General features: G+C 72.2%; 25 protein-coding genes. 14 read left to right on the plus strand and 11 right to left on the minus strand.

Annotated elements, in window-relative coordinates; genetic code table 11:
- Window positions 1-99: 99 nt before the first annotated feature.
- The 5 genes from ACLBXP_RS15460 to ACLBXP_RS15480 all read left to right on the plus strand — a co-directional run bounded on the left by ACLBXP_RS15460 (window position 100) and on the right by ACLBXP_RS15480 (window position 3987).
- Window positions 100-1332 carry a urate hydroxylase PuuD gene (locus ACLBXP_RS15460; protein WP_447668612.1) on the plus strand — a complete coding sequence of 411 codons (1233 nt, stop codon included), beginning with the start codon at window positions 100-102 and terminating at the stop codon, window positions 1330-1332.
- On the plus strand, window positions 1329-1523 hold the full coding sequence (locus ACLBXP_RS15465; RefSeq protein ID WP_447668613.1) for a hypothetical protein: 195 nt from the start codon (window positions 1329-1331) through the stop codon (window positions 1521-1523). The genes ACLBXP_RS15460 and ACLBXP_RS15465 overlap by 4 nt, the downstream gene beginning before the upstream one ends.
- A 7-nt stretch (window positions 1524-1530) precedes the next feature.
- Window positions 1531-2412 (plus strand): 2-oxo-4-hydroxy-4-carboxy-5-ureidoimidazoline decarboxylase, encoded by an 882-nt coding sequence (gene uraD / locus ACLBXP_RS15470; RefSeq protein WP_447668614.1) that lies wholly within the window; start codon window positions 1531-1533, stop codon window positions 2410-2412.
- A gap of 83 nt (window positions 2413-2495) precedes the next feature.
- Window positions 2496-3101 carry a PAS domain-containing protein gene (locus ACLBXP_RS15475; protein WP_447668615.1) on the plus strand — a complete coding sequence of 202 codons (606 nt, stop codon included), beginning with the start codon at window positions 2496-2498 and terminating at the stop codon, window positions 3099-3101.
- Window positions 3102-3249: 148 nt separating this feature from the next.
- Window positions 3250-3987 carry a Crp/Fnr family transcriptional regulator gene (locus ACLBXP_RS15480; protein WP_447668616.1) on the plus strand — a complete coding sequence of 246 codons (738 nt, stop codon included), beginning with the start codon at window positions 3250-3252 and terminating at the stop codon, window positions 3985-3987.
- 8 nt (window positions 3988-3995) lie between these two features.
- Here the strand turns inward: ACLBXP_RS15480 and ACLBXP_RS15485 are convergent, their stop codons facing one another.
- A complete protein-coding gene (locus ACLBXP_RS15485; RefSeq protein ID WP_447668617.1) occupies window positions 3996-4274 on the minus strand; it encodes a hypothetical protein in 279 nt (92 codons plus the stop codon).
- Between the two features lie 303 nt (window positions 4275-4577).
- On the opposite strand from ACLBXP_RS15485, the gene ACLBXP_RS15490 reads away from it, so the two are divergent.
- Both ACLBXP_RS15490 and ACLBXP_RS15495 read left to right on the plus strand, forming a co-directional pair.
- Window positions 4578-6023 carry an ATP-binding protein gene (locus tag ACLBXP_RS15490; RefSeq protein WP_447668618.1) on the plus strand — a complete coding sequence of 482 codons (1446 nt, stop codon included), beginning with the start codon at window positions 4578-4580 and terminating at the stop codon, window positions 6021-6023.
- Window positions 6020-6670 (plus strand): response regulator transcription factor, encoded by a 651-nt coding sequence (locus ACLBXP_RS15495; RefSeq protein ID WP_447668619.1) that lies wholly within the window; start codon window positions 6020-6022, stop codon window positions 6668-6670. The genes ACLBXP_RS15490 and ACLBXP_RS15495 overlap by 4 nt, the downstream gene beginning before the upstream one ends.
- Window positions 6671-6702: 32 nt before the next feature.
- Here ACLBXP_RS15495 and ACLBXP_RS15500 read toward each other — a convergent pair whose 3' ends face one another.
- Window positions 6703-6843 (minus strand): DUF1127 domain-containing protein, encoded by a 141-nt coding sequence (locus tag ACLBXP_RS15500; protein ID WP_447668620.1) that lies wholly within the window; start codon window positions 6841-6843, stop codon window positions 6703-6705.
- 444 nt (window positions 6844-7287) lie between these two features.
- Between ACLBXP_RS15500 and ACLBXP_RS15505 the strand changes: the two genes are divergently transcribed.
- The 5 genes from ACLBXP_RS15505 to ACLBXP_RS15525 all read left to right on the plus strand — a co-directional run bounded on the left by ACLBXP_RS15505 (window position 7288) and on the right by ACLBXP_RS15525 (window position 9628).
- A complete protein-coding gene (locus tag ACLBXP_RS15505; RefSeq protein ID WP_447668621.1) occupies window positions 7288-7608 on the plus strand; it encodes a hypothetical protein in 321 nt (106 codons plus the stop codon).
- A 354-nt stretch (window positions 7609-7962) separates the two neighbouring features.
- Window positions 7963-8148 carry a hypothetical protein gene (locus ACLBXP_RS15510; RefSeq protein ID WP_447668622.1) on the plus strand — a complete coding sequence of 62 codons (186 nt, stop codon included), beginning with the start codon at window positions 7963-7965 and terminating at the stop codon, window positions 8146-8148.
- Window positions 8149-8332: 184 nt separating this feature from the next.
- The gene (locus tag ACLBXP_RS15515) at window positions 8333-8584 is read left to right on the plus strand and encodes a hypothetical protein (RefSeq protein WP_447668623.1); all 252 of its coding nucleotides are present in this window, start codon (window positions 8333-8335) and stop codon (window positions 8582-8584) included.
- 334 nt (window positions 8585-8918) lie between these two features.
- Window positions 8919-9080 carry a hypothetical protein gene (locus tag ACLBXP_RS15520; RefSeq protein WP_447668624.1) on the plus strand — a complete coding sequence of 54 codons (162 nt, stop codon included), beginning with the start codon at window positions 8919-8921 and terminating at the stop codon, window positions 9078-9080.
- A gap of 113 nt (window positions 9081-9193) precedes the next feature.
- Window positions 9194-9628, plus strand: coding sequence for a DUF3597 domain-containing protein (locus ACLBXP_RS15525; protein ID WP_447668625.1), 435 nt, complete (start codon window positions 9194-9196; stop codon window positions 9626-9628).
- A 54-nt stretch (window positions 9629-9682) separates the two neighbouring features.
- On the opposite strand, the gene ACLBXP_RS15530 is transcribed toward ACLBXP_RS15525, so the two are convergent.
- Entirely contained in the window at window positions 9683-10813 is a 1131-nt protein-coding gene (locus tag ACLBXP_RS15530) for a polyamine ABC transporter substrate-binding protein (protein WP_447668642.1), read from the minus strand.
- A gap of 8 nt (window positions 10814-10821) precedes the next feature.
- A complete protein-coding gene (locus ACLBXP_RS15535; RefSeq protein WP_447668626.1) occupies window positions 10822-11181 on the minus strand; it encodes a RidA family protein in 360 nt (119 codons plus the stop codon).
- 231 nt (window positions 11182-11412) lie between these two features.
- Here ACLBXP_RS15535 and ACLBXP_RS15540 point away from each other — a divergent pair, with 231 nt between their 5' ends.
- The gene (locus ACLBXP_RS15540) at window positions 11413-11676 is read left to right on the plus strand and encodes a GlsB/YeaQ/YmgE family stress response membrane protein (RefSeq protein WP_447668627.1); all 264 of its coding nucleotides are present in this window, start codon (window positions 11413-11415) and stop codon (window positions 11674-11676) included.
- Window positions 11677-11747: 71 nt separating this feature from the next.
- Here ACLBXP_RS15540 and ACLBXP_RS15545 read toward each other — a convergent pair whose 3' ends face one another.
- The 4 genes from ACLBXP_RS15545 to rpsO all read right to left on the minus strand — a co-directional run bounded on the left by ACLBXP_RS15545 (window position 11748) and on the right by rpsO (window position 15547).
- Window positions 11748-11969 (minus strand): YgaP family membrane protein, encoded by a 222-nt coding sequence (locus ACLBXP_RS15545; protein ID WP_447668628.1) that lies wholly within the window; start codon window positions 11967-11969, stop codon window positions 11748-11750.
- Window positions 11970-12056: 87 nt separating this feature from the next.
- The gene (locus ACLBXP_RS15550) at window positions 12057-12707 is read right to left on the minus strand and encodes a glutathione S-transferase family protein (protein ID WP_447668629.1); all 651 of its coding nucleotides are present in this window, start codon (window positions 12705-12707) and stop codon (window positions 12057-12059) included.
- A 149-nt stretch (window positions 12708-12856) separates the two neighbouring features.
- On the minus strand, window positions 12857-15064 hold the full coding sequence (gene pnp, locus ACLBXP_RS15555) for a polyribonucleotide nucleotidyltransferase (RefSeq protein ID WP_447668630.1): 2208 nt from the start codon (window positions 15062-15064) through the stop codon (window positions 12857-12859).
- Between the two features lie 213 nt (window positions 15065-15277).
- Window positions 15278-15547: a 30S ribosomal protein S15 gene (gene rpsO / locus ACLBXP_RS15560; protein WP_447668631.1), complete on the minus strand. Its 270-nt coding sequence runs from the start codon at window positions 15545-15547 to the stop codon at window positions 15278-15280.
- A 275-nt stretch (window positions 15548-15822) separates the two neighbouring features.
- Between rpsO and ACLBXP_RS15565 the strand changes: the two genes are divergently transcribed.
- A complete protein-coding gene (locus ACLBXP_RS15565; RefSeq protein WP_447668632.1) occupies window positions 15823-17304 on the plus strand; it encodes an amino acid permease in 1482 nt (493 codons plus the stop codon).
- Window positions 17305-17624: 320 nt separating this feature from the next.
- Here the strand turns inward: ACLBXP_RS15565 and ACLBXP_RS15570 are convergent, their stop codons facing one another.
- The 3 genes from ACLBXP_RS15570 to ACLBXP_RS15580 all read right to left on the minus strand — a co-directional run.
- A complete protein-coding gene (locus ACLBXP_RS15570; protein WP_447668633.1) occupies window positions 17625-18434 on the minus strand; it encodes an exodeoxyribonuclease III in 810 nt (269 codons plus the stop codon).
- A 53-nt stretch (window positions 18435-18487) separates the two neighbouring features.
- The gene (locus tag ACLBXP_RS15575) at window positions 18488-19441 is read right to left on the minus strand and encodes an outer-membrane lipoprotein carrier protein LolA (protein WP_447668634.1); all 954 of its coding nucleotides are present in this window, start codon (window positions 19439-19441) and stop codon (window positions 18488-18490) included.
- Between the two features lie 105 nt (window positions 19442-19546).
- Window positions 19547-20046 (minus strand): DNA translocase FtsK (locus ACLBXP_RS15580; protein WP_447668635.1); only part of this gene is annotated, 500 nt, incomplete at its 5' end.

A 20046-nucleotide genomic window follows, 5' to 3' on the forward strand; every position in this document is an offset into this window, starting at 1 on the left:
TCATGAAAAATCAGAGAGCTGACGCGGAATTTCCCAGGCATACAGGCCCGGCGCTTCCGCTACGATCCGGAGCCGTCACGAACGAGCCGGGAGGGCGCCATGGAGAGCTTTGCTTGGGAGTGGGGCAGCCTGCTGCTGCGGTGGGTGCACATCGTCACCGCCATGGCCTGGATCGGCGCCTCCTTCTTCTTCATGCACCTCGACGCCTCGCTCAGGCCCGCCCGGGACATCCCGGCGGGGCAGGGGGGCGCGTCCTGGCAGGTGCACGGCGGCGGCTTCTACGAGATGCGCAAGTTCACGGTCGCGCCCTCCCACCTCGACCCGCACCTCACCTGGCACAAGTGGCAATCCTACTCGACCTGGCTGTCGGGCTTCGTGCTGCTCGCCTGGGTCTACTACGCGCAGGCCGGGCTCTACCTCGTCGACCCGGCGGTGGCGGACCTCTCGGCCCGCACCGCGACCCTGATCGGGGTCGGGGCGCTCGGCTTCGGCTGGCTCGTCTACGACGGCCTCTGCCGCTCGCCCCTCGGCCGCAACGAGGGGGCGCTCGCCGCGCTCGGCCTCGTGGTCATCACGCTCGCGGCCTACGGGTTCGCCAGCGTGTTCAGCGGGCGCGGAGCGCTGATCCACACCGGCGCGCTGATGGCGACCTGGATGGCCGGCAACGTGTTCCTCGTCATCATCCCGAACCAGCGCAAGGTGGTGGCCGCCCTGATGCGCGGCGAGGCGCCGGACCCGGCCCTCGGCCGCCAGGCCAAGCAGCGCTCGGCGCAGAACAACTACCTGACCCTGCCGGTCGTGCTGCTGATGATCTCGAACCACTACCCCATGCTCTACGGCGCCCGGCACACGATCCCGCTGATCGTCGCCCTCGTCACCGCCTCGGGCGCGGTCATCCGCTACTTCTACAACGTTCGCCACGCCGACCACGCGCGCTCGCCCTGGTGGGCTTGGGCCGCCGCGGCCTGCGGCTTGCTCGCGGCCTTCGTGGTGGCGCTCGCGGGCTCGCCGAACGGCCGGGACAGCCTCGGCCTCGCGGAGCGCCCCGAGCCCGCGGCCGCGACGGTGCGGCTCGCGGCGGCGCCCGCGGAGGTGGTGGATGTGGTGGTCTCGCGCTGCTCGATGTGCCACGCCGACCGTCCCGCCTGGGACGGCATCGGCACCGCGCCGAAGGGGGTCCACCTCGACACCGCCGAGGCGATCGCCCGGCAGGCCCCCGCGATCCGGCGCCACGCCGTGCTGACCCACAACATGCCGCCGAACAACGTCACCGAGATGACCGACGCCGAGCGGGACGTGCTCGCCCACTGGCTCAAGGAGGCCCAGCGATGACGGTCCAATTCGCGCCCCCCGGCGCCCGCGCCATGACCCGGCTCGATATGGCCCGGCTCGATATGGCCCGGCTCGACGCGCCGGCGGCCTGCTCGGGCCGGCCCCGCACCGGGACGGTCGACCCCCTGGCGCTGCTGCGCTCCGGCGAGATCCTGGAGGCGGTCGAGGCGGCCGCCGGCGAGCTGGAGTGAGCCGACGATGCTGACCCTGACGGAGCTGAACGCGGCGAGCCCGGACGCCTTCGTGGCGGCCCTCGGCGCGGTGTTCGAGCACGCGCCCTGGGTGGCGGAGGGCGCGGCCGGCCGCCGCCCCTTCGCCACGGTCGCCGACCTCCACGCCGCCATGCGGGCGACCGTGGAGGCGGCGGACGAGGACCGCCGCCGCGCGCTCCTCACCGGCCACCCGGAGCTCGCGGGCGCCGCCGCGCGGGCCGGGCGCATCGCCGCCGACTCGATCGCCGAGCAGGCGGCCGCCGGGCTCGACCGGCTGTCGGAGGCCGAGATCGCCCGGTTCGACGCCCTGAACGGCGCCTACCGCGAAAAGTTCGGGCTGCCCTTCATCGTCTGCGTGAAGCGGCACGGCCGCGCCTCGCTCCTGCGGCGGTTCGAGGCGCGCCTCGCCTCCGACCCGGAGACCGAGCGGGCGACCGCGGAGGCCGAGGTGATGCGCATCGCCGCGATCCGCCTCGCCGGGCTCGTCACGGGGGAGGGGCCCCTCAAGGTGACCGGCCGGATCTCGACCCACGTCCTCGACACGGTGCGGGGCGGGCCGGCGGCCGGCGTCGCCGTGGAGCTCGCCGAGATCGTCTCGGAGACCGAGCGGGCGGTGGTGGCCCGCACCGTCACCAACGCGGACGGGCGCACCGACGCGCCCCTGATCGGCGGCCGCCCGGTGCCGATCGGGACCTACGAGATCCGCTTCGGCCTCGGCGACCATTACCGGCGGGCCGGCCTCGACCTGCCGGAGCCGCCCTTCCTCGACATCGTGAGCCTGCGCTTCGGGGTGGCGGATCCCGAAGGGCACTACCACGTTCCCCTGGTTGCGAGCCCGTGGAGCTACCAGACCTATCGTGGAAGTTGAATTGCTTACGCTGTCACCCGCAAGACGCGCATGCAGTTTTAACCCATGTTACAAACGTCCCGATTCTTGAGGGGAAGAGTGGCATGGGGAGACGGATCGTCGAGGATCCCGAGGACACGCTCGATCGCCTGCGGGCAGCCCTGACGACCTCGAACGTCGTCGGGCAATGGGAGTGGGACCTCGTCGCGGGCCACGTCGTCTACGACACGGGGGCGGCCGAGGCGCTCGCCGGCAACGCGGCGCTCGCCGGGCAGCCGCTGTGCGGCGAGATCGCCGTCGCGGGCATCCACCCCGAGGATCGCCGCTGGCTCCACGAGAAAATCCTGGCGACCCTGCCCTCGGGCGGCCTGTTCCTGGCCGAGTACCGCACGGTGTCGGAGCGCCGCGGCATCCGCTGGATCCTGAGCCGCGGCACCTGCGAGTGCGACGCCCACGGCCGGCCGCTGCGCGCCTACGGCCTCCTGGTGGACGTCACCGAGGGCCGCGAGCCCGGCGCCGGCTACGTGACGCGGGCGGGATCCGCGCGCACCGATCCCCTCGAAGAGGCCGCCGACCATTGCCTCGCGGCCCGCCGCCTCTTGCGGGAGGGGGCTTCCCCGGCGCTGCGGCTGGCGCTCGACGTCGCCCTCCTGGAGTTCGGCCGCGCCCTGGCGATGCAGCCGCCCGCGCGGGACGACCGCCTCCACTGAGCCGCGCCGGGCCTTCGCGCACGGCCTACAAGGATTCGTGCGCGTACGGCCGAGCTTCCGCGAACCCCGATTTAACACATATCAATTCTGCGTTGCGGCTGGACTGATAACGCTGCACCTTCGCGCTCGAAGGACGCAGGAGGCTCCCGTGCCGCGCCACCTCATCCGCAAGCTCGAGCACTTCACGAAGCTCGCTCCGGAGGACGTGCAGGCCCTGGAGGAGGCCGCCGGCGTGCGGCGGCGCCAGTTCGGCGCGCGCGAGGAGATTATCGCGGAGGGCGAGAACCCGGACCACGTCAGCCTGATCCTCGACGGCTGGGCCTGCCGCTACAAGCACCTGGTGGACGGGCGCCGCCAGGTGATCTCGTTCTTCCTGCCAGGCGACCTCTGCGACCCGCACGTCTTCATCCTGCGGGAGATGGACCACTCGATCGGCACCATCACGCCGGTCCTGCTGGCCGAGATCCCCCGCGAGACCGTCGCCGACCTCACCGGCCGCCATCCGCGCATCACCCAGGCCCTGTGGTGGGAGATGCTGGTGACCTCCGCCGTCCAGCGGGAATGGATCGTGAATCTCGGCCAGCGCAGCGCCATCGAGCGCCTCGGGCACCTGCTCTGCGAGCTGTTCGTGCGGCTGCAGACCGTGGGGCTCACGAGCGGGTCGTCCTGCCACCTGCCGCTGACGCAGCTCGACCTCGCCGACGCGATGGGCCTGTCGAACGTGCACGTGAACCGGACCCTGCAGGAGTTGCGGGCCGCGGGGCTGATCGACCTGCGCGGCAAGACGCTCTGCATCCCGGACCTCGACGCGCTGATGCGCGCCTCGCTGTTCAACCCGAACTACCTGCATCTCGGCCACGAGGGCGCGCATCTCGACGCCGACTGACGGCGGCCTCAGGCCGCCCCGCGGGTCTCCCGCGCCGCGACCTCCCGGATGTAGCGCAGGCAGAGCTGACGGGTCTGCGGGCAGGCGATGCGCCCGAACGCGTCGAGCAGGTCGGCGCTCTCGGCCGAGCGCGCGAAGGCCCGCGCGCCGGGCGGCTCCTCCGGAGAGGCCTCGGTGTGGAATCCCTCGCGGCCAGGGTCCGAGAAGCTCTCGGACGGGACCCCGAGCACCTGCGCGATGCGCGCCAGGGCCGTGGCCGCGCCGCGCACGCCGTCATCCTGCACCATGAGCCTGCCTCCGCGCGGAGAACGGCCGCACCGGCCGCCTCCCGGATCCGGGATGCGTTCATGATGGGTCGGAGACGGGCGGCTGCCTATTCACCCAGAGGTAGTGCTTTTGGTGAAGCCTCACCTGTAAGACAGGTTCAGCGACGGATCAATTCTCAACCTAAAGGTGAAAACCCGGGGCGGCACCCGCTTGGGTTTCGCCGCCCCGGCAAGTTCACGGAGCAGAGCGAGGACTAGGCGTCGGCGCCACAGCTGGATATGGGAAGAATTCCCGAGTTTCCGGGGAACTTTCCCGGGGGGAACGTGGGACGTTTCTTCGCTGGTCTCGCGAAGCGGGAGGTCTCCGGTCCGCCGGAGTTGCGGGCCCGCCTCGCCCGCCTGCCCCTGCGCCTGCAGCTCGTCGCCGCGATCACCGCGGTGATGCTCGCGAGCCTCGCAGCGGGGATCCTCGTCGCTGGCCTCCAGGCCCGCCGCAAGGTCGGGGTGGAGATGGCGGCCGCCATGGCGGGGGCCCAGCGCGTCATCGCCCGTGAAGTCGCAGAGATCGCCGCGCTGCCGGAAGGGGCCCGGGATCTGCCGGGTCTCGTGCGGGTGTTCGACGGCAGCCGGCACGTCCGGGCACGCCTCGTTGACGGCGCCGGCCGGGAACGCGCGGCCTCCCACCTTGACCGGGCCGGCGCCGACCCGCCTGGCCTGCTGGTCCGCCTCCTCGGCGGTGCGCCCCTGACCGACGCCCGGCCTGTGCCACTCCCGGGCGGCGGCACCGGAACCGTCCTGCTGGAGACCGACCCCCGCAGCGAGGTTGGCGAGGTCACGGGCGACGCCCTGCTGGATCTCGGCGTGCTCGGCCTGCTGTTCTGTCTCGTGCTCGCGGCGGTGCACCGCATCCTGGGACGCGCGCTCGCCTCGTTCGAGCCCCTGACCAGCGCCTTCGAGCGGATCGGCCGTGGCGACTACGCCGTGCGCGTCACCGAAGCCGGGCCGCCGGAATTCGCCCGGCTCTCCGCCGGCTGCAACGGGATGGCCAGGGAGCTCGCCCGTCTGGAGGCCCAGGCACAGGGCCTGGGACGGCAGCTCGCGACCGTGCAGGAGGAGGAGCGTGCCGACCTGGCCCGCGACCTCCACGACGAGGTCAGCCCGTTCCTGTTCGCGGTGGACGTCGACGCCGCGGCGGTCGCCGCGCGGGCCGCCGAGGTCCCGGGGGAGGCGGGCTCCGCCATCGCGGCCCGGGCCGCGGCCATCCGGGAGGCCGCCGCGCACATGAAGGGGCAGGTCCGGCAGCTGCTCGGCCGCCTGCGCCCCGCCGCAGCGCCGGACCTCGCCTTCGCGGACGCGGTGGCGGACCTCGTCGCCCGCGCCCGCCTGCGCCATCCGGAGGTCGCCATCCGCACCGAGATCGCCCTCGCGCCGGGAGACGCAGAGGCCGAGGCGATCCTGCATGCGGTGCTGCGGGAGGCCCTGATGAACGCCCTCCGGCACGGGCGGCCCGGCACCGTCGCCATCGCGGTGGACGAGGCGGAGGGCTGCATCAGCCTCCGGGTGGCCGACGACGGCGCCGGCCTGCCCGAGGCGGCGCAGCCCCCCTCGTCCGGACGCTCGCCCGCGGGCGGGTTCGGCATCCGCGGCATGCGCGAGCGGGTCGAGGTGCGGGGCGGCCACTTCGCGATCCGGGGCGCCCCGGGGCGCGGCACGGTGGTGGAGGCGGCGCTGCCGCGGCGGTGCCCGGCATCCGGGGCGCTCTATCCATGAGGATCCTCATCGTCGATGACCACACGGTGATGCGCCAGGGCATCCGCCGCCTTCTGGGGACGCTACCGAAGGTCGAGTTCGCGGAGGCCGGCAGCGCCCGCGAGGCCGTGCTGGCGGCCCGCCGCGCCCGGCCGGACATCGTGGTCCTCGACATCAACCTGCGGGATTCCTCGGGCCTGGAGCTACTGCGGCGGATGCGACACGAATGGCCCGGCCTGCGTGTCGTGGTGTTCAGCATGTATGCCGAGGTGGTCTATGCCGTGACGGCGCGGCGCCTCGGGGCACTCGGCTTTGTGTCGAAGAGCGCCGAGGCCGAGGAACTGCTCGAGGCCGTGCGGCGGGCCGCCCGTGGGGAGGACTACATCGACCACGAGACCGCGCGGGCCATCGCCCTGGCGCCGGGCCTGCCGGAGGGCCCGTCGAGCCTCTCGGGGCGAGAGGTCGAGATTCTCAGGCTGCTGGCGGAGGGCCGGAGTCTCGCCGGCATCTCCGAGACCTTGGGGATCGCCTACAAAACAGTGGCGAACCAATGCACGCGGATGAAGGAGAAACTCGGGCTCGACCGGACGGCGGACCTCGTCCGCTTTGCCCTAGAAAACCGCGGCGAGAACCGCGGCACCGGGGCCGCCGAGGGCCCGGAGCCGTGAGCGCGCCGGCCCGGGGGCCGGCGACGCGGGGCTCAGATGCGCGCGGTGCGCTCGATGTCGAAGCGGCGGATGCCGAGGTCCTCGAGCTGACGGTCCGAGAGGCGGGAGAGCTGCTCGACGGTCTCGCGGTAGCGGCGGTAGGCGCGGATGCGCGCGACGATGCGGTTGATCATGACGGTGCCTTCTGTCCGGCAGGTCTGCCGCCGAATTCGGCAGCGGCTGCCCGTTGTTGTTGCAATGCGATATAGGCGTCGCCCGCCGACCCTGCACGGGCCGGCTTGGTAAGCCAGCTATGCGGACAGGGCATGGTCCGCTTAAGCTTTCGGCAAGCTCGCGTCCTGCCTGGGAAATTCGCTTCCGGGACGCGGATGTGGCGGGGCGGGCGCACGGGCCCGGGGCACGCCGACCGGCTCGCAGTGCGCTGCACAATTCCCGGGCAAGCCCACGGGTTGCGCATGGCCGTCCGCGAGGTGCGACCTGCCTTCCCAGAGGGAAGTCGACGGCGGCCGCGGAAAGGATTGCGTAGTTAATACGTAGTTAACCGACGCCGGTCACATCGGGAGTTGCAGAGCCCGCCGGCACGTCGCCGGGAGCGGCGCTGCCGGTGGATGCACAACATGGCCATGACGGTCGCCGGGCTCGCCCCGGGCTACGCCCTCGCGCTCCTCCTGGAGGTGGCGGGGGCGGTGACGTTCGGTCTCGGCTGCCTCCTGCTCCGCGCCGAGCGGAGGGCCCGGGCGGGCGAGCTCAAGACCTTCCTGCAATCGGGCAACGCCGTCGCGGCGCCGCCCCGGGTGCAGCCGCACCCCGCGCGGGCTGCGCGCCCCGCGCGGGCCCCGCGCGCCGTTCGGCCGGTGCCGCCCCCCGTCGCGCGGCCGGCCGGCCCCTCGGAGGCCGGGCTGGCGCTGCGGCGCGCCTTCGGGCGGGGCGAGGCCTGAAGCGTCGGCCGGCGCTCAGCGCAGGAGGGCGTCCAGGCCGCTGCCGCACAGGACCACGAAGCTCAGGGCCACGAGGAACTTGAGATCTTCGATGCGCTCGCTCATGGCGTCCTGCTCCGGTGCCGACCCGTCCGCCGGGTGTCCTAGAACCTCCCTGTTTCAGAGAATTTGCGCATCCTGTTTCATGCTTCATTAAGATGTTGCACCGTGTTTCCACAGTCCATGGTTGACGAAATCTTAACGCGCCCCTGCGCCCGTTAACCCCCGCGGACGGGCACCGGACGGAACCAACGGGGAAACGCCGGGTTTGTGGGCTGCCTCGGCCCTGCGGCCGCGCCTCGGGAACCGTGGACCATGCGCAACCTCCTCCTGCTCCTCATCCTCGTCGCCGCCGGCTTCGTGCTCGTCGCGATGTACGTGGCTCCGACCCAGCCGGCCCTGCGCGCCTGGTACCGGGACAATGCCTGCGTGCACCTCGACAAGCTGAGCCCGCAGATCTGCGAGCCGATCCGGAAGGCCGGGGGCAGCCAGGGAGCCTGACGCCTCGACCTCGGGGGCACGGACACAGGAACACGTGGCAGTCCGGGCACGCGGCGAAAAAATTCGGCCGGGCCCGGGAACGATTCCGTGTGCATGCACGCGGCAACCTCGACAACGCCGGGCCGAGGCCATAGCGTTCGCGTCGGCTGACTCGCGGGTGCCGCTGGCAGGGGCGTTGGACGAGATGACGGATTCGGTCGAGGTCCTGTCCCATCCCGCCGTCGAGCCTCAGACCGGGCGGATCCAGCTGCTCCGCCGCATCGCGGGCGCCCTCGACATGCCCGTCTCGGAGTTCTACGGACCGGCCCAGAGCGGCGAGCACGCGCCGCCCACGAAGGCCGAGTGCGACGCGCTGCTGGCAGCCTTCGAGCGCATCACCGACGTGGACGCCCGACGCCGCTGCCTCGCCCTGATCCGGACCTACGCCGAGCGCTGAACCCCACGCGCGGCCAAGCCGTTGTCGTGAGCCTGCCCGGCGGGCGTCGGGACGTGCCCTATCACCGCGCGCATCGTCCGGTTCGGGCCTCGATCCGCGCGATTCCGGGTTGGACCGTCCTGTCACGGTCAGTCTTGCGCGTGCGATGCAACGGATTCCGGTGCCGATCCGCGCGGCCGCGGCCGCTCTGCGCAGATGGCCCCCAGCATCGGAACGATCCCGCGAATCCTGCGCGTCGGATCAACAGGATTTCGTGCATGACGCCCGTAGCGAATACCGAAGGCACGTGACAGGAACTGGGTTCGCGGTCATTCCTTCTCGACGAAAGCCAACGGTGATTGCCCTGACCAGCCTCCTCTGCCTCGTGACCGGTGCCACCCTGGCGGGCCTGTCCGTCCGCCACGCGGCGCACGCGGCCGTGCTGGAGCGCTGGGGCGGTGCCCTTCTGGTCCTGGGCCTCCTGCTCCTCGGGGCCGCGCTGCCGACCCTGCGCTGACGCCATCTCCTGCCGAGCCCGGGCGGTCCGCGAACCGGGAACAGGGCGGGGGGCGGCCCGTTGTACCGCCGACCGCGGGCGTAGGGACCGCGGCCGGAACAGGGAGCCGTGCCATGAGCCTTCTCGGCAGCATCGTCAGCAAGATCCTGCACCCGTTCGGCGGGGGCTCGGCGGAGGCCGCACCCTCGACCTCCGGCGGTTCGAGCAACCCGGCCTCGACGGCCACCACGGGCGGCGGCAGCAGCGGCGGCAGCTCGACCTCGGGCTCCGCGCCCGCCGCGTCCGGGAGCCCCGTGGACGTCGAGGCTGTGCTCAACGACATGGCCGCCAAGAACGGGCAGAAGCTGAACTGGCGCACCTCCATCGTCGACCTGATGAAGCTGCTCGACCTCGATTCGAGCCTGCATGCCCGCCAGCAGCTCGCCGACGAGTTGCACTACTCCGGTGACAAGAACGACTCGGCCTCGATGAACATCTGGCTGCACAAGCAGGTGATCAAGAAGCTCGAGGAGAACGGCGGCAAGGTGCCGGCCGACCTCAAGGACTAGAGCCAGACGCGCGAGGGGCCCCGCCCGCGCGGGCAGGCGCCCTCGCGCGATTCATCAGCGCCCCGTCCGCACCCGCGTCCACAGGCGGGTGACGAAGCGCTGGGTGCGGTCGTCCCAGGCGGTGTTGGTGGAGAGCCGCTGCATCGTCGCCTCGTCCGGGTAGATGCCGGGATTGTCGAGGAGGTCGCGCCGCACGAACTTCTTGGCCGGCAGGTTGCCGCTTGCGTAGGAGACGAAGTTCGTGTTCGCGGCGGCGACCTCGGGGCGCAGCATGTAGTTCAGGAAAGCGTAGGCCTCGGCCGGGTGGGCGGCGTCCTTCGGGATCGCGAAGGCGTCGAACCACATCAGCGCCCCCTCGCGCGGGATCACGTAGCCGATCTCGACGCCGTTCTTGGCCTCCTCGGCCCGCTTCTTCGCCTGCAGCACGTCGCCCGAGTAGCCCACCGCCACGCAGACGTCGCCGTTGGCGAGCGCCTGGATGTACTCCGACGAGTGGAACTTCCGCACGGAGCCGCGCACCCGGTAGAGGGCGTCGGTGACCTGGGTGAGGTCGTCCCAGCGCTTCGAATCCGCCTTGAGGCCGTAGGCCGGGAGCAGGCTCGGGATCAGATCCTCGGGGCTGTCGAGCATCATGATCCCGCAATCCTTGAGCTTGGCGGCGCTGGCGGGGTTGAGCACGAGGTTCCAGGTGTTGAGGGGCTGGCTCGCCCCCAGCCGCTCGCGCACCGCCTTCAGGTTGAGCCCGAGCCCCGTCGTGCCCCACATGTAGTCGACCGCGTAGGCGTTGCCAGGATCGTAGGCGGAAAGCCGCGCGGCGATCTCCGGCCAGGCGTTGGCGAGGTTCGGGAGCTTGGCCTTGTCGAGGGGCTGGAAGGCGCCGGCCCGGATCAGCCGCTGCAGGTAGGGCCCGGAGGGCACCACGACGTCGTAGCCCGAGCGGCCGGCCAGCAGCTTGGTCTCGAGGATCTCGTTGTTGTCGTAGGTGTCGTAGACGACCCGGATGCCCGTCTCCCGGGTGAAGGCCTCCAGCACGCCGGGGTCGATATAGTCCGACCAGTTGTAGATGTTGACGACGCGCTCCTGGGCCCGGGCGCCGCCGGGCAGGGCCGCCGCGCCGGCCAGCAGGGCGAGGCCCAGCACTAGGACCCGCCCGGCGATGCCCCCGGACCAGGCGCGGGCCCCCATCGGGCCCCTCACCGGGCGCTCCCCGCGGCCACCACCACGATCTCGACCTTGTATTCCGGGGCGGCGAGGCGCGCCTCCACCGTCGCGCGGGCGGGCGGGTTCGCCGGGTCGACCCAGGCGTCCCAGGCCGCGTTCATCTCCGAGAAGGTCGCCATGTCGGCGAGGTAGACCGTGGCCTGGAGGATCCGGTCCTTGGCCGACCCCGCGACCGCGAGCAGCCGGTCGATCTCGTCGAGGATGTTCTGCGTCTGCGCCGTCACGCCGGTGTTCACCGGGTCCGCGGCCACCTGGCCCGCGAGGTACACTAGGTCGCCGTGGGCGACCGCCTGGCTCATGCGGGGGCCGGACTCGTAGCGCTCGATCGTCATGACATGCTGTCCCGTCGCCCGTCGCGGGCAGGCGCGTGTTCTGCCGCGCCGGACGGCCCCCCGTAAAGGCCGATTCCCGGAAGCGGCGCCCCGCACCCGGCCGCAGGCCCGTCCGCCGGGGCTTCGGCTGATTTTCTCGTGTTCCGAGAGACTTCTTGACCGTGCGCGGGCAACCCGGACGTTTCGTCGCGCGTTTCCGGGCGAGCAAGAGCCAAGGCTCAGGAGAATGCCATGGGAATCCTCTGGACCATCATCATCGGCTTCATCGCCGGCGTGATCGCGAAGTTCATCATGCCGGGCGACAACGAGCCCTCCGGCTTCATCCTCACGACGATCCTCGGCATCGTGGGCGCCTTCGTGGCGACCTTCATCGGCCAGGCGGTCGGCTGGTACGGGCCGAACCAGGGCGCGGGCTTCATCGGCGCCATCGTGGGCGCGGTGGTCGTCCTCGCGATCTACGGCTTCGTCGCCGGCCGGCGCACCACGACGCTCTAGAACAGGCCAGGACGGAACGGGACAGGGGCGCCGCGGGGCGCCCCTTTTTCGTTGTGCGGCCTGGCTAAGCCTCAGAGACGGTCGGCCGCCGCCTTCATGGCGCAGTGCCCCGTGGCGCCCCGGATGGCGAGCCCGGCGCCGATGATGAGGGCCGCGAGGCTGAGGAACTTGTTCGGGCGCGGCTGCGCGGCCGCCGCCGCGATGCCGAGGCCGAGCACCACCGAGACGGCGCGCTCGGTGGTCGTCAGGTTCTGCTCGCCGCTGAAGATGTCGTGGATCATGTCGTTGGCCATCGGGTCCTCTCCGCTTGGGGTGTCGCGGAGGCGAACGCCGCGGCGGGCGGGGCGTTCCTTGCCCGGGGCCGGCGGCCTGCCCCCGCCTCAGGCGGGCGCCGCCACCGCGCCCTGCTCGGCCAGGAGCGCATCGTCGATCTCCCGCGCGCGAACGCTGGCGGGGCGCCCGGTCAGCCCGGCGACGTAGGCCTCGAAGGCCGGGCGCCGCTCCAGCGTCCCGAACGCCATGCCCCAGGCGAGGTGCGAGCCGACGTAGACGTCGGCGGCCGAGAAGCGCCCGCCCGCCAGGTATTCGCGGCCGGAGACCGCCCCCTCCAGCGCGTCGAGCACCTCGGGCAGGCTGCCGTAGCCGACCATGCCGCGCATGCGCGGATCGTCCGGCACCACCACGTTGAGGGTCTTGTTGGTGACCGCCGCCTCCACCGGGCCGGCGGCGAAGAACAGCCAGCGATAGTAGGGCCCCCGCTCCCGGTCGCTGGGGGGCGGGGCGAGGCCGGCCTCCGGGAACGCATCGGCGAGGTAGGCGCAGATCGCGGCGGTCTCGGTGACGGTGACGGCGCCGTGGCGGAGCGCCGGCACCTTGCCGAGGGGGTTCACGGCCCGGAAGTCCGCCCCCTTCATGGCCGCGCCGAAGCCCATGATCTCGGTCCGGTAGGGCGCCCCGACCTCCTCCAGCATCCAGCGGACGATGCGCCCGCGCGACATCGGCGCGGTGTAGAAGACGAGTTCGTCGGACATGGCGTGCCTCCCGGTTCTGCCGCGAAGCCTTAGCGCGATTCGCAGGAAGTCCCGAGCCGCGGACCCCGCCGCCCGCCCCCGAAACGCGAGAGGCGCGGCTCCCGGGGGAGCCGCGCCTCGCATTCGTCCGACGGGGTCGGGACGTTGGATTACTCGCCGGCCTCGCGGCGGCGCTCGCCGCGGTCGCGGCGGGGCTCCTGGTCGCCGCGCTCGGCCCGATCGGCGTCGCGCTGGGCCTTCAGCTTCTCGGTGAGATCCTCGCCGGTCTGCTGGTCGACGACCTTCATGGAGAGGCGGATCTTGCCGCGGTCGTCCTGGCCGAGGAACTTCACCTTGACCTTGTCGCCCTCCTTGACAACGTCCGTCACCTTGGCGACCCGCTGGGCGGCGAGCTCCGAGATGTGGACGAGGCCGTCCTTGGCGCCGAAGAAGTTCACGAAGGCGCCGAACTCCATCGTCTTCACGACGGTGCCGTCGTAGATCATGCCCGGCTCGGCCTCGGCCACGATCGAGCGGATCCAGTTGTAGGCCGCCTTGATCGCCTTGCCGTCCGAGGAGGCGATCTTCACGATGCCGGTATCCTCGATGTTGATCTTGGCGCCGGTCTTCTCGACGATCTCGCGGATCACCTTGCCGCCCGTGCCGATCACCTCGCGGATCTTGTCGGTCGGGATCTGCATCGTCTCGATGCGCGGCGCGTACTCGCCGAGCTCGGGCCGGGCCGCCGTGAGGGCCTTGGCCATCTCGGCCAGGATGTGGGCGCGCCCGTCCTTGGCCTGGTCGAGGGCGACCCGCATGATCTCCTCGGTGATGCCGGCGATCTTGATGTCCATCTGGAGGGAGGTGACGCCCTCGTCGGTGCCGGCCACCTTGAAGTCCATGTCGCCGAGGTGATCCTCGTCGCCGAGGATGTCGGAGAGCACCGCGAAGCGCTCGCCCTCGAGGATGAGGCCCATGGCGATGCCGGCGACGGGGCGGCGCAGCGGCACGCCCGCATCCATCAGCGACAGCGAGCCGCCGCAGACCGAGGCCATCGAGGAGGAGCCGTTCGACTCCGTGATCTCGGACACGACGCGGATCGTGTACGGGAACTCGTGGGCCGGCGGCAGCACCGGGTGGATCGCCCGCCAGGCGAGCTTGCCGTGGCCGATCTCGCGGCGGCCCGGCGAGCCCATGCGGCCCGTCTCGCCCACCGAATAGGGCGGGAAGTTGTAGTGCAGGAGGAACGTCTCCTTGTAGGTGCCCTCCAGCGCGTCGATGAATTGCTCGTCCTCACCGGTGCCGAGCGTCGCGACGACGAGCGCCTGCGTCTCGCCGCGGGTGAACAGCGAGGAGCCGTGGGCGCGGGGCAGCACGCCGACCTCGGAGACGATCGGGCGGACCGTCTTCACGTCGCGGCCATCGATGCGCGAGCCGGTGTCGAGGATGTTCCAGCGGACCACCTTCGACTGGGCCTCCTTGAAGGCGGCCTTGACCTTCTCGGGGGCGAACTTCTGCTCGCCCTCGGCCGGGCAGAGCGCGGCCACGACCTTCGCCTTCACGGCGTCGACGGCGGCGTAGCGCTCCTGCTTGACGGTCTTCTTGTAGGCCTCGCGCAGCTCCGCCTCGCAGACCGCGAGCACCGCCGTCTCGACCTCGGAATTCTCCGGCGCCTGGAAGTCGCGGGGCTCCTTGGCGGCCTTCTCGGCAAGGCGGATGATCGCCTCGATGACCGGCTGGAAGTGCTTGTGGCCGAACATCACGGCGCCGAGCATCACGTCCTCGGACAGCTCGCGCGCCTCCGACTCGACCATCAGCACCGCGTCCTGCGTGCCGGCGACCACGAGGTCGAGGGTCGACTCCTCCTTGGTCTCGGTGACGGGCGGGTTGAGCTTGTAGCCGCCGTTGACGTAGCCGACGCGCGCGGCGCCGATCGGGCCCATGAAGGGCACGCCCGAGAGGGTGAGCGCGGCCGAGGCCGCCACCATCGCGACGATGTCGGGATCGTTCTCGAGGTCGTGGGTCAGCACGGTGACGACGACCTGGGTGTCGTTGCGCCAGCCCTCGATAAAGAGGGGGCGGATCGGCCGGTCGATCAGGCGGGAGACGAGCGTCTCCTTCTCGGAGGGCCGGCCCTCGCGCTTGAAGTAGCCGCCGGGGATGCGGCCGGCCGCGTAGGCACGCTCCTGGTAGTTCACGGTGAGCGGCAGGAAGTCGATGCCGACCTTGGGCTCCTTGGCCGACACGACGGTCGCGAGCACCGAGGTCTCGCCGTAGGTGGCCACCACGGCGCCGTCGGCCTGGCGGGCGACCTTGCCGGTCTCCAGCACCAGCTTGCGGTCGCCCCACATCAGCTCTTCGCGTTGGACGTCGAACATATCTCTCATACCTTCCAGCGGTCGGGCGAACCCGGCGCCGCCAGCGGCAAGACGGCGCGGGGCTCGCGGGGACCGGTGGTCCCCCTCGAGCCCCGCGCGATCCTGCCCTGGCGCCGCGCCTCGAAGTCGCCCGGGATCGACGGGGCGGACCCATTCCGCCCCGCCGTCGGTCAAGCGCGGTCCCGGGCCGGGCCCGGAACCGCGCGTCGGATCTCAGCGGCGGATGCCGAGGCGCTCGATCAGCGAGCGGTAGCGGGCCTCGTCCTTGCGCTTCACGTAGTCGAGCAGCGAGCGGCGCTGCGAGACCAGCTTCAGGAGGCCGCGGCGGGAGTGGTTGTCCTTGCCGTGGGTCTTGAAGTGCTGGGTCAGGTTGGCGATCCGCTCGGTGAGGATCGCCACCTGGACCTCCGGCGAGCCGGTGTCCTTGGCGCCCTTCGCGTAGTCCTTGATGAGCGCGGTCTTGCGCTCTGCCGTGATCGACATCGCCTGTGCCTTTCGGGATTGGGTGCGACTGTGGCCGCCCTCGGGGGCGGCGCAATGCCCGGGACTTCGGCCGCTGCCGGGATGTCGTCCAGCAGGGTCTGCCCCAAGCGGTTCAAGCCCCGCCCGTTGCCGGGTCGAGGCGGGCCGGACCATACACGAAACCGCGCGGGGCGCCAGCCCCGGCACAAGGGGCGGGCGCAAGGGGCCGGCGCAGCGGGCTGGCGCGGGCCTTGCCCGCCGGATCCGCCCGCCCGCGGGCGCCGAGGAGCGAGACGATGCAGGACGCCGCGCAGGATCACCCGGCGCAGAACCCGGCGCAGGACCCCGCCGCGGCCGGGCGGGCGTCGCTCGCCCGCGGGAGCCTTGCGCGCAAGAGCATCGCGACGATCCTCGCCGAGGAGGCGGAGACCGGGGGGCCGCGCCTCGCTCGCAACCTCACGGGCTGGAACCTCGTCGGGATCGGCGTCGGCGCGACGATCGGGGCGGGCATCTTCGTGCTCACCGGCACGGCGGCGGCGCAGTATGCGGGGCCCGCCGTCACCCTGTCCTTCCTCCTCGGCGGCCTCGCCTGCGCCTTCGTGGGCCTGTGCTACGCGGAGCTCGCCGCGATGCTGCCCGTGGCGGGCTCCACCTACGCCTACGCCTACGCGACGGTGGGGCGCCTCTGCGCCTGGATCATCGGCTGGGACCTCGTGCTCGAATTCGCCATGGCGGCCGCCACGGTCGCGGTCGGCTGGTCGGGCTACGCCCAGAGCCTGCTCGCCGATTTCGGCCTCGCGCTGCCCGCGGCCCTCGCCGCGGCGCCGGGGGCGGGGGGCGTGCTCAACCTGCCCGCGGCCGGCATCGTGCTCGCCCTCACCGGGCTCCTGATGCGCGACAACCGCCGCGCCGCGCGGGCGAACGCCGCGATGGTGATCCTCAAGGTCGCGATCATAGCGGCCTTCGTGATCGTCGGCGCCCGCCACCTCCGGCCGGAGCTGTGGGTGCCGCTCGTGCCGCCGAACGCCGGCCCCTTCGGCGCGTACGGCTGGAGCGGGGTGCTGCGGGCGGCGGGCGTGGTGTTCTTCGCCTACGTGGGCTTCGAGACCGTGGCGACGGCGGCCGGCGAGACGCGCGACCCGCAGCGCGACGGGCCGTTCGGGCTGATCGGCACCCTCGTCGTCACCACCGCGCTCTACGTGGCGGTGGCCGCGGTGCTCACCGGCCTCGTGCCCTACCGCGACCTCGACGTGCCCGACCCCATCGCCCGGGCCGTCGACACGCTCGGCCTCGGCGCCTTCGCGGTGGTCATCAAGCTCGGGGCGCTCGTGGGCCTCACCACATCGACGCTCACGGCCCTCTACGGGCAGTCGCGCATCGCCTTCGCGATGGCGCGGGACGGGCTGCTGCCGGAATCCTTCGCGCGGGTGCACCCGCGGAGCCGCACGCCCGCGCGGGCGATCGGGACGATTGGCCTCGCCACGGCCCTCGTCGCCGCGCTCGTGCCGATCGAGGTGCTGGGCGAGCTCGTCAGCATCGGCACGCTGCTCGCCTTCATCCTGGTCTGTGCGGCGGTGATCCTGCTGCGGCAGCGGGAGCCCGGGCGGCCGCGCCCCTTCCGGGTGCCCCTCGGGCCGCTGCTGCCCGGCCTCGGCATCCTGTGCTGCCTCGGGCTGATGGCCGGGCTGCCGGGCGACACCTGGATCCGGCTCGCCGCCTGGCTCGCCCTGGGCCTCGCGATCTACGCGGTGCGCAACCGCCGGGCCCGACCCGGTTGATCCCTCCGGGCTCGCACGCATGCGACACCAACCCCGTCATCCTGGGCTCCGCTGCGCGGCCCCGGGATGACGGAGGTGGCGGCGGGGGACGATACGCGCCCCCCTTCGAGCGGGCGGGGCCCGTATCAGTAGGAGCGGGGCGAGCCGTGCCGGCCGCCGCCGTAGCGGCGGCGCAGGTAGGACACGACCTTGGGCAGCAGGAAGGCGAGCAGGATCTTGCGCATGGGATCTCCGAGGGGGGATGCGGCGACGGCTCACGCGGGCGTGAGGCTCGTCTCTCGAGGAGAGAATGCGCCGCCCCCGCGTGCCGTTCCGTGCCCTCAGAGCTCCAGGGCCAGGGTCACCGGCGCGTGGTCGGAGGGGCGCTCCCAGCCGCGGGCGTGGCGGGCGACCGTGACGCTGCGGACCGTGCCGGCGAGGTCCGGCGAGACCCAGGCATGGTCGAGGCGCCGGCCCTTGTCGGCCGCCGCCCAGTCGGGCGAGCGGTAGCTCCACCAGGTGTAGATCTTCTCGGGCTCCGGCGTCAGCACGCGGGCCGCATCGACCCAGCCGGCCTCGCCTCTCAGCTGCTCCAGCGCCTCGGTCTCCACGGGCGTGTGGCTCACCACGTCGAGGAGTTGCCGGTGCGACCACACGTCGTGCTCCAGGGGCGCCACGTTGAGGTCGCCCACGAGGATCGCGGGGCCCTTCGGCCGCCGTCCGCCCCAGGCCCGCAATTCCTGCAGGAAATCGAGCTTGTGCGCGAATTTCGGGTTGAGGCCCCGGTCCGGCACGTCGCCGCCGGCCGGCACGTAGAAATCGTGCAGCACGAGGCCGGCGGCCGGCCCCGCCTCTGGGCCCAGCACCGCCGAGATGTGGCGCGCATCCGCCCGCTCGCAGAAGCCCATCACGTCGCGGGTGAGGAGGGGGAAGCGCGAGAGGATCGCGACGCCGTTGTAGCCCTTCTGCCCGGCGAAGACGATGTTCTCGTAGCCGGAGCCCGCGAAGGCCTTCAGGGGGAAGGCCTCGTCGGGGCACTTCGTCTCCTGAAGGCAGAGCACGTCCGGGCGCGCCTCCGCGAGGAAGCGCAGGACGAGATCGATGCGCAGGCGCACCGAGTTGATGTTCCAGGTGGTGACCGTGAGGCGCAAGGGACGGGTCTTCTCGGTTCGGCGTCGCGCGGCCGGCGCCGCGGCAGGCGGCCTCAGCGCGCCTGCTGGATCTGCTGCTGCATCGCCCGGTCCTCGCTGCGGCCGTAGTTGATGAAGAACAGCGATCCGTCGACGGCCTTGCCCTTCTGCAGGTTCGAGAGCTGGACCGTGGTGACGTAGCCCTGCGGGTCGGTGATCCGCCACTGGCTCAGCGTCTTCATCTCCGCGTCGAAGTAGAGGACGATCTTCGAGGTGCCGCCGAGCGTCGCGCGGTCCTCGAGGCCGATCCGGATGCCGCCGGGATCGTTCGTCACCTCGGTGACGGTGAGGTCGCGGGCGAGGTCGATCTTCTCGCGCAGCAGGAATTTCAGGGGCGTCTGCGCGATGAAGTAGAGGTCCTGGGTCGCGAGCTTGCGGTCGCGCACGGCCACCGAGGTGCCGTCGGCGACGACCTCCAGCGGCGAGGGCTGGTCGTAGTCGAAGCGCAGGCGGCCGGGCTTGGCGAGGGTGATCTTGCCGCCGATGCGGCGGCCGTCCGCACCGATCTGCACGAAGCTGCCGGTGAGCGTCGAGAGGCCGTTGAAGTAGCCGTTGGCCTGGGCGAGCACGGTCGCGGGGTCCGCGGGCTCGGCGAGCGCCGACACCGCGGCGGGCGCGCCGACCGCCGCGACCTTGGCCTCGGCGGGCGCGGCCTTGTGGGCGGCCCTGTCGGTCGCCTTGTCGGTCGCCTTGGCGGCGCCCCGGTCCTTCTGCGCCGCATCCTTCTGCGGGCCGTCCTTCTGAGCCGCGTCCTTGGGGGCGGGCCGGGCGACGGCCTTCCTGGGAGCCGCGGGGGCGGCCGGGGCGGGGGCCGGCGCCGCCGGGGGCTCGGGCGCCGGCTGCTCCTTGCGGCCGAACAGGCCGTCCAGGAACGAGCTCACCTGCGCCTGCGCCGGATCGGCGGCGGTCAGCGCCACTGCCAGGACGAGCAGCGAGCCGGCAACGGGACGGGTGCGGCGGCCGGGCATCGTGGGCGGTCTCCTGCGGGGCGGAACGGGCGGGGGCGCCCCGCTTAGAGCGCCGCCCTATGGCGAATCTGCGACGCCGGCCGGATGCCCGGCCGGCGCCTCCGCTCAATCGTCGTCGTACATCATGCCGGGGTGGCCGCCCTCGACCAGGATCTCGCGCTTGCCGGCGTGGTTGGCCGGGCCGACGATGCCCTCGATCTCCATGCGCTCCATGATGGAGGCCGCGCGGTTGTAGCCGATCTGCAGGCGGCGCTGGATGTAGGAGGTCGAGGCCTTCTTGTCCCGCAGCACGACTTGCACGGCCTGCTCGTAGAGGTCGCCGGCCTCTCCGCCGGTGGCCGCCGCGAAGCTGCCGACATCGAACACCGCGACGTCCGCCTCCTCCGCCTCGGTGGCCTCCGCGCGGTCGGCCTTCTCGGCCTTGGCGCCGCGGGCGGGCTTCTCGCCCTCCGACGCGCCGTCGTCGGCCGTGACGGCGTCGAGGTAGGCGGGGCGGCCCTGGCGCTTGAGGTGGGCGACGACGCTCTCGACCTCGCTGTCGGAGCAGAACGGCCCGTGCACGCGGGTGGTGCGCCCGCCGCCGGCCATGAACAGCATGTCGCCCT

Source organism: Methylobacterium sp. A54F (assembly GCF_053346035.1).

Coding starts and splice junctions, on each gene's coding strand:
- pnp (WP_447668630.1), bottom strand. CDS start 15,064: ATGTTCGACGTCCAACGCGAAGAGCTGATGTGGGGCGACCGCAAGCTG.
- ACLBXP_RS15565 (WP_447668632.1), top strand. CDS start 15,823: ATGCAGGACGCCGCGCAGGATCACCCGGCGCAGAACCCGGCGCAGGAC.
- ACLBXP_RS15465 (WP_447668613.1), top strand. CDS start 1,329: ATGACGGTCCAATTCGCGCCCCCCGGCGCCCGCGCCATGACCCGGCTC.
- ACLBXP_RS15510 (WP_447668622.1), top strand. CDS start 7,963: ATGCGCAACCTCCTCCTGCTCCTCATCCTCGTCGCCGCCGGCTTCGTG.
- ACLBXP_RS15495 (WP_447668619.1), top strand. CDS start 6,020: ATGAGGATCCTCATCGTCGATGACCACACGGTGATGCGCCAGGGCATC.
- ACLBXP_RS15550 (WP_447668629.1), bottom strand. CDS start 12,707: ATGTCCGACGAACTCGTCTTCTACACCGCGCCGATGTCGCGCGGGCGC.
- ACLBXP_RS15575 (WP_447668634.1), bottom strand. CDS start 19,441: ATGCCCGGCCGCCGCACCCGTCCCGTTGCCGGCTCGCTGCTCGTCCTG.
- ACLBXP_RS15525 (WP_447668625.1), top strand. CDS start 9,194: ATGAGCCTTCTCGGCAGCATCGTCAGCAAGATCCTGCACCCGTTCGGC.
- ACLBXP_RS15535 (WP_447668626.1), bottom strand. CDS start 11,181: ATGACGATCGAGCGCTACGAGTCCGGCCCCCGCATGAGCCAGGCGGTC.
- uraD (WP_447668614.1), top strand. CDS start 1,531: ATGCTGACCCTGACGGAGCTGAACGCGGCGAGCCCGGACGCCTTCGTG.
- ACLBXP_RS15530 (WP_447668642.1), bottom strand. CDS start 10,813: ATGGGGGCCCGCGCCTGGTCCGGGGGCATCGCCGGGCGGGTCCTAGTG.
- ACLBXP_RS15540 (WP_447668627.1), top strand. CDS start 11,413: ATGGGAATCCTCTGGACCATCATCATCGGCTTCATCGCCGGCGTGATC.
- ACLBXP_RS15505 (WP_447668621.1), top strand. CDS start 7,288: ATGGCCATGACGGTCGCCGGGCTCGCCCCGGGCTACGCCCTCGCGCTC.
- rpsO (WP_447668631.1), bottom strand. CDS start 15,547: ATGTCGATCACGGCAGAGCGCAAGACCGCGCTCATCAAGGACTACGCG.
- ACLBXP_RS15500 (WP_447668620.1), bottom strand. CDS start 6,843: ATGATCAACCGCATCGTCGCGCGCATCCGCGCCTACCGCCGCTACCGC.
- ACLBXP_RS15475 (WP_447668615.1), top strand. CDS start 2,496: ATGGGGAGACGGATCGTCGAGGATCCCGAGGACACGCTCGATCGCCTG.
- ACLBXP_RS15460 (WP_447668612.1), top strand. CDS start 100: ATGGAGAGCTTTGCTTGGGAGTGGGGCAGCCTGCTGCTGCGGTGGGTG.
- ACLBXP_RS15515 (WP_447668623.1), top strand. CDS start 8,333: ATGACGGATTCGGTCGAGGTCCTGTCCCATCCCGCCGTCGAGCCTCAG.
- ACLBXP_RS15485 (WP_447668617.1), bottom strand. CDS start 4,274: ATGGTGCAGGATGACGGCGTGCGCGGCGCGGCCACGGCCCTGGCGCGC.
- ACLBXP_RS15545 (WP_447668628.1), bottom strand. CDS start 11,969: ATGGCCAACGACATGATCCACGACATCTTCAGCGGCGAGCAGAACCTG.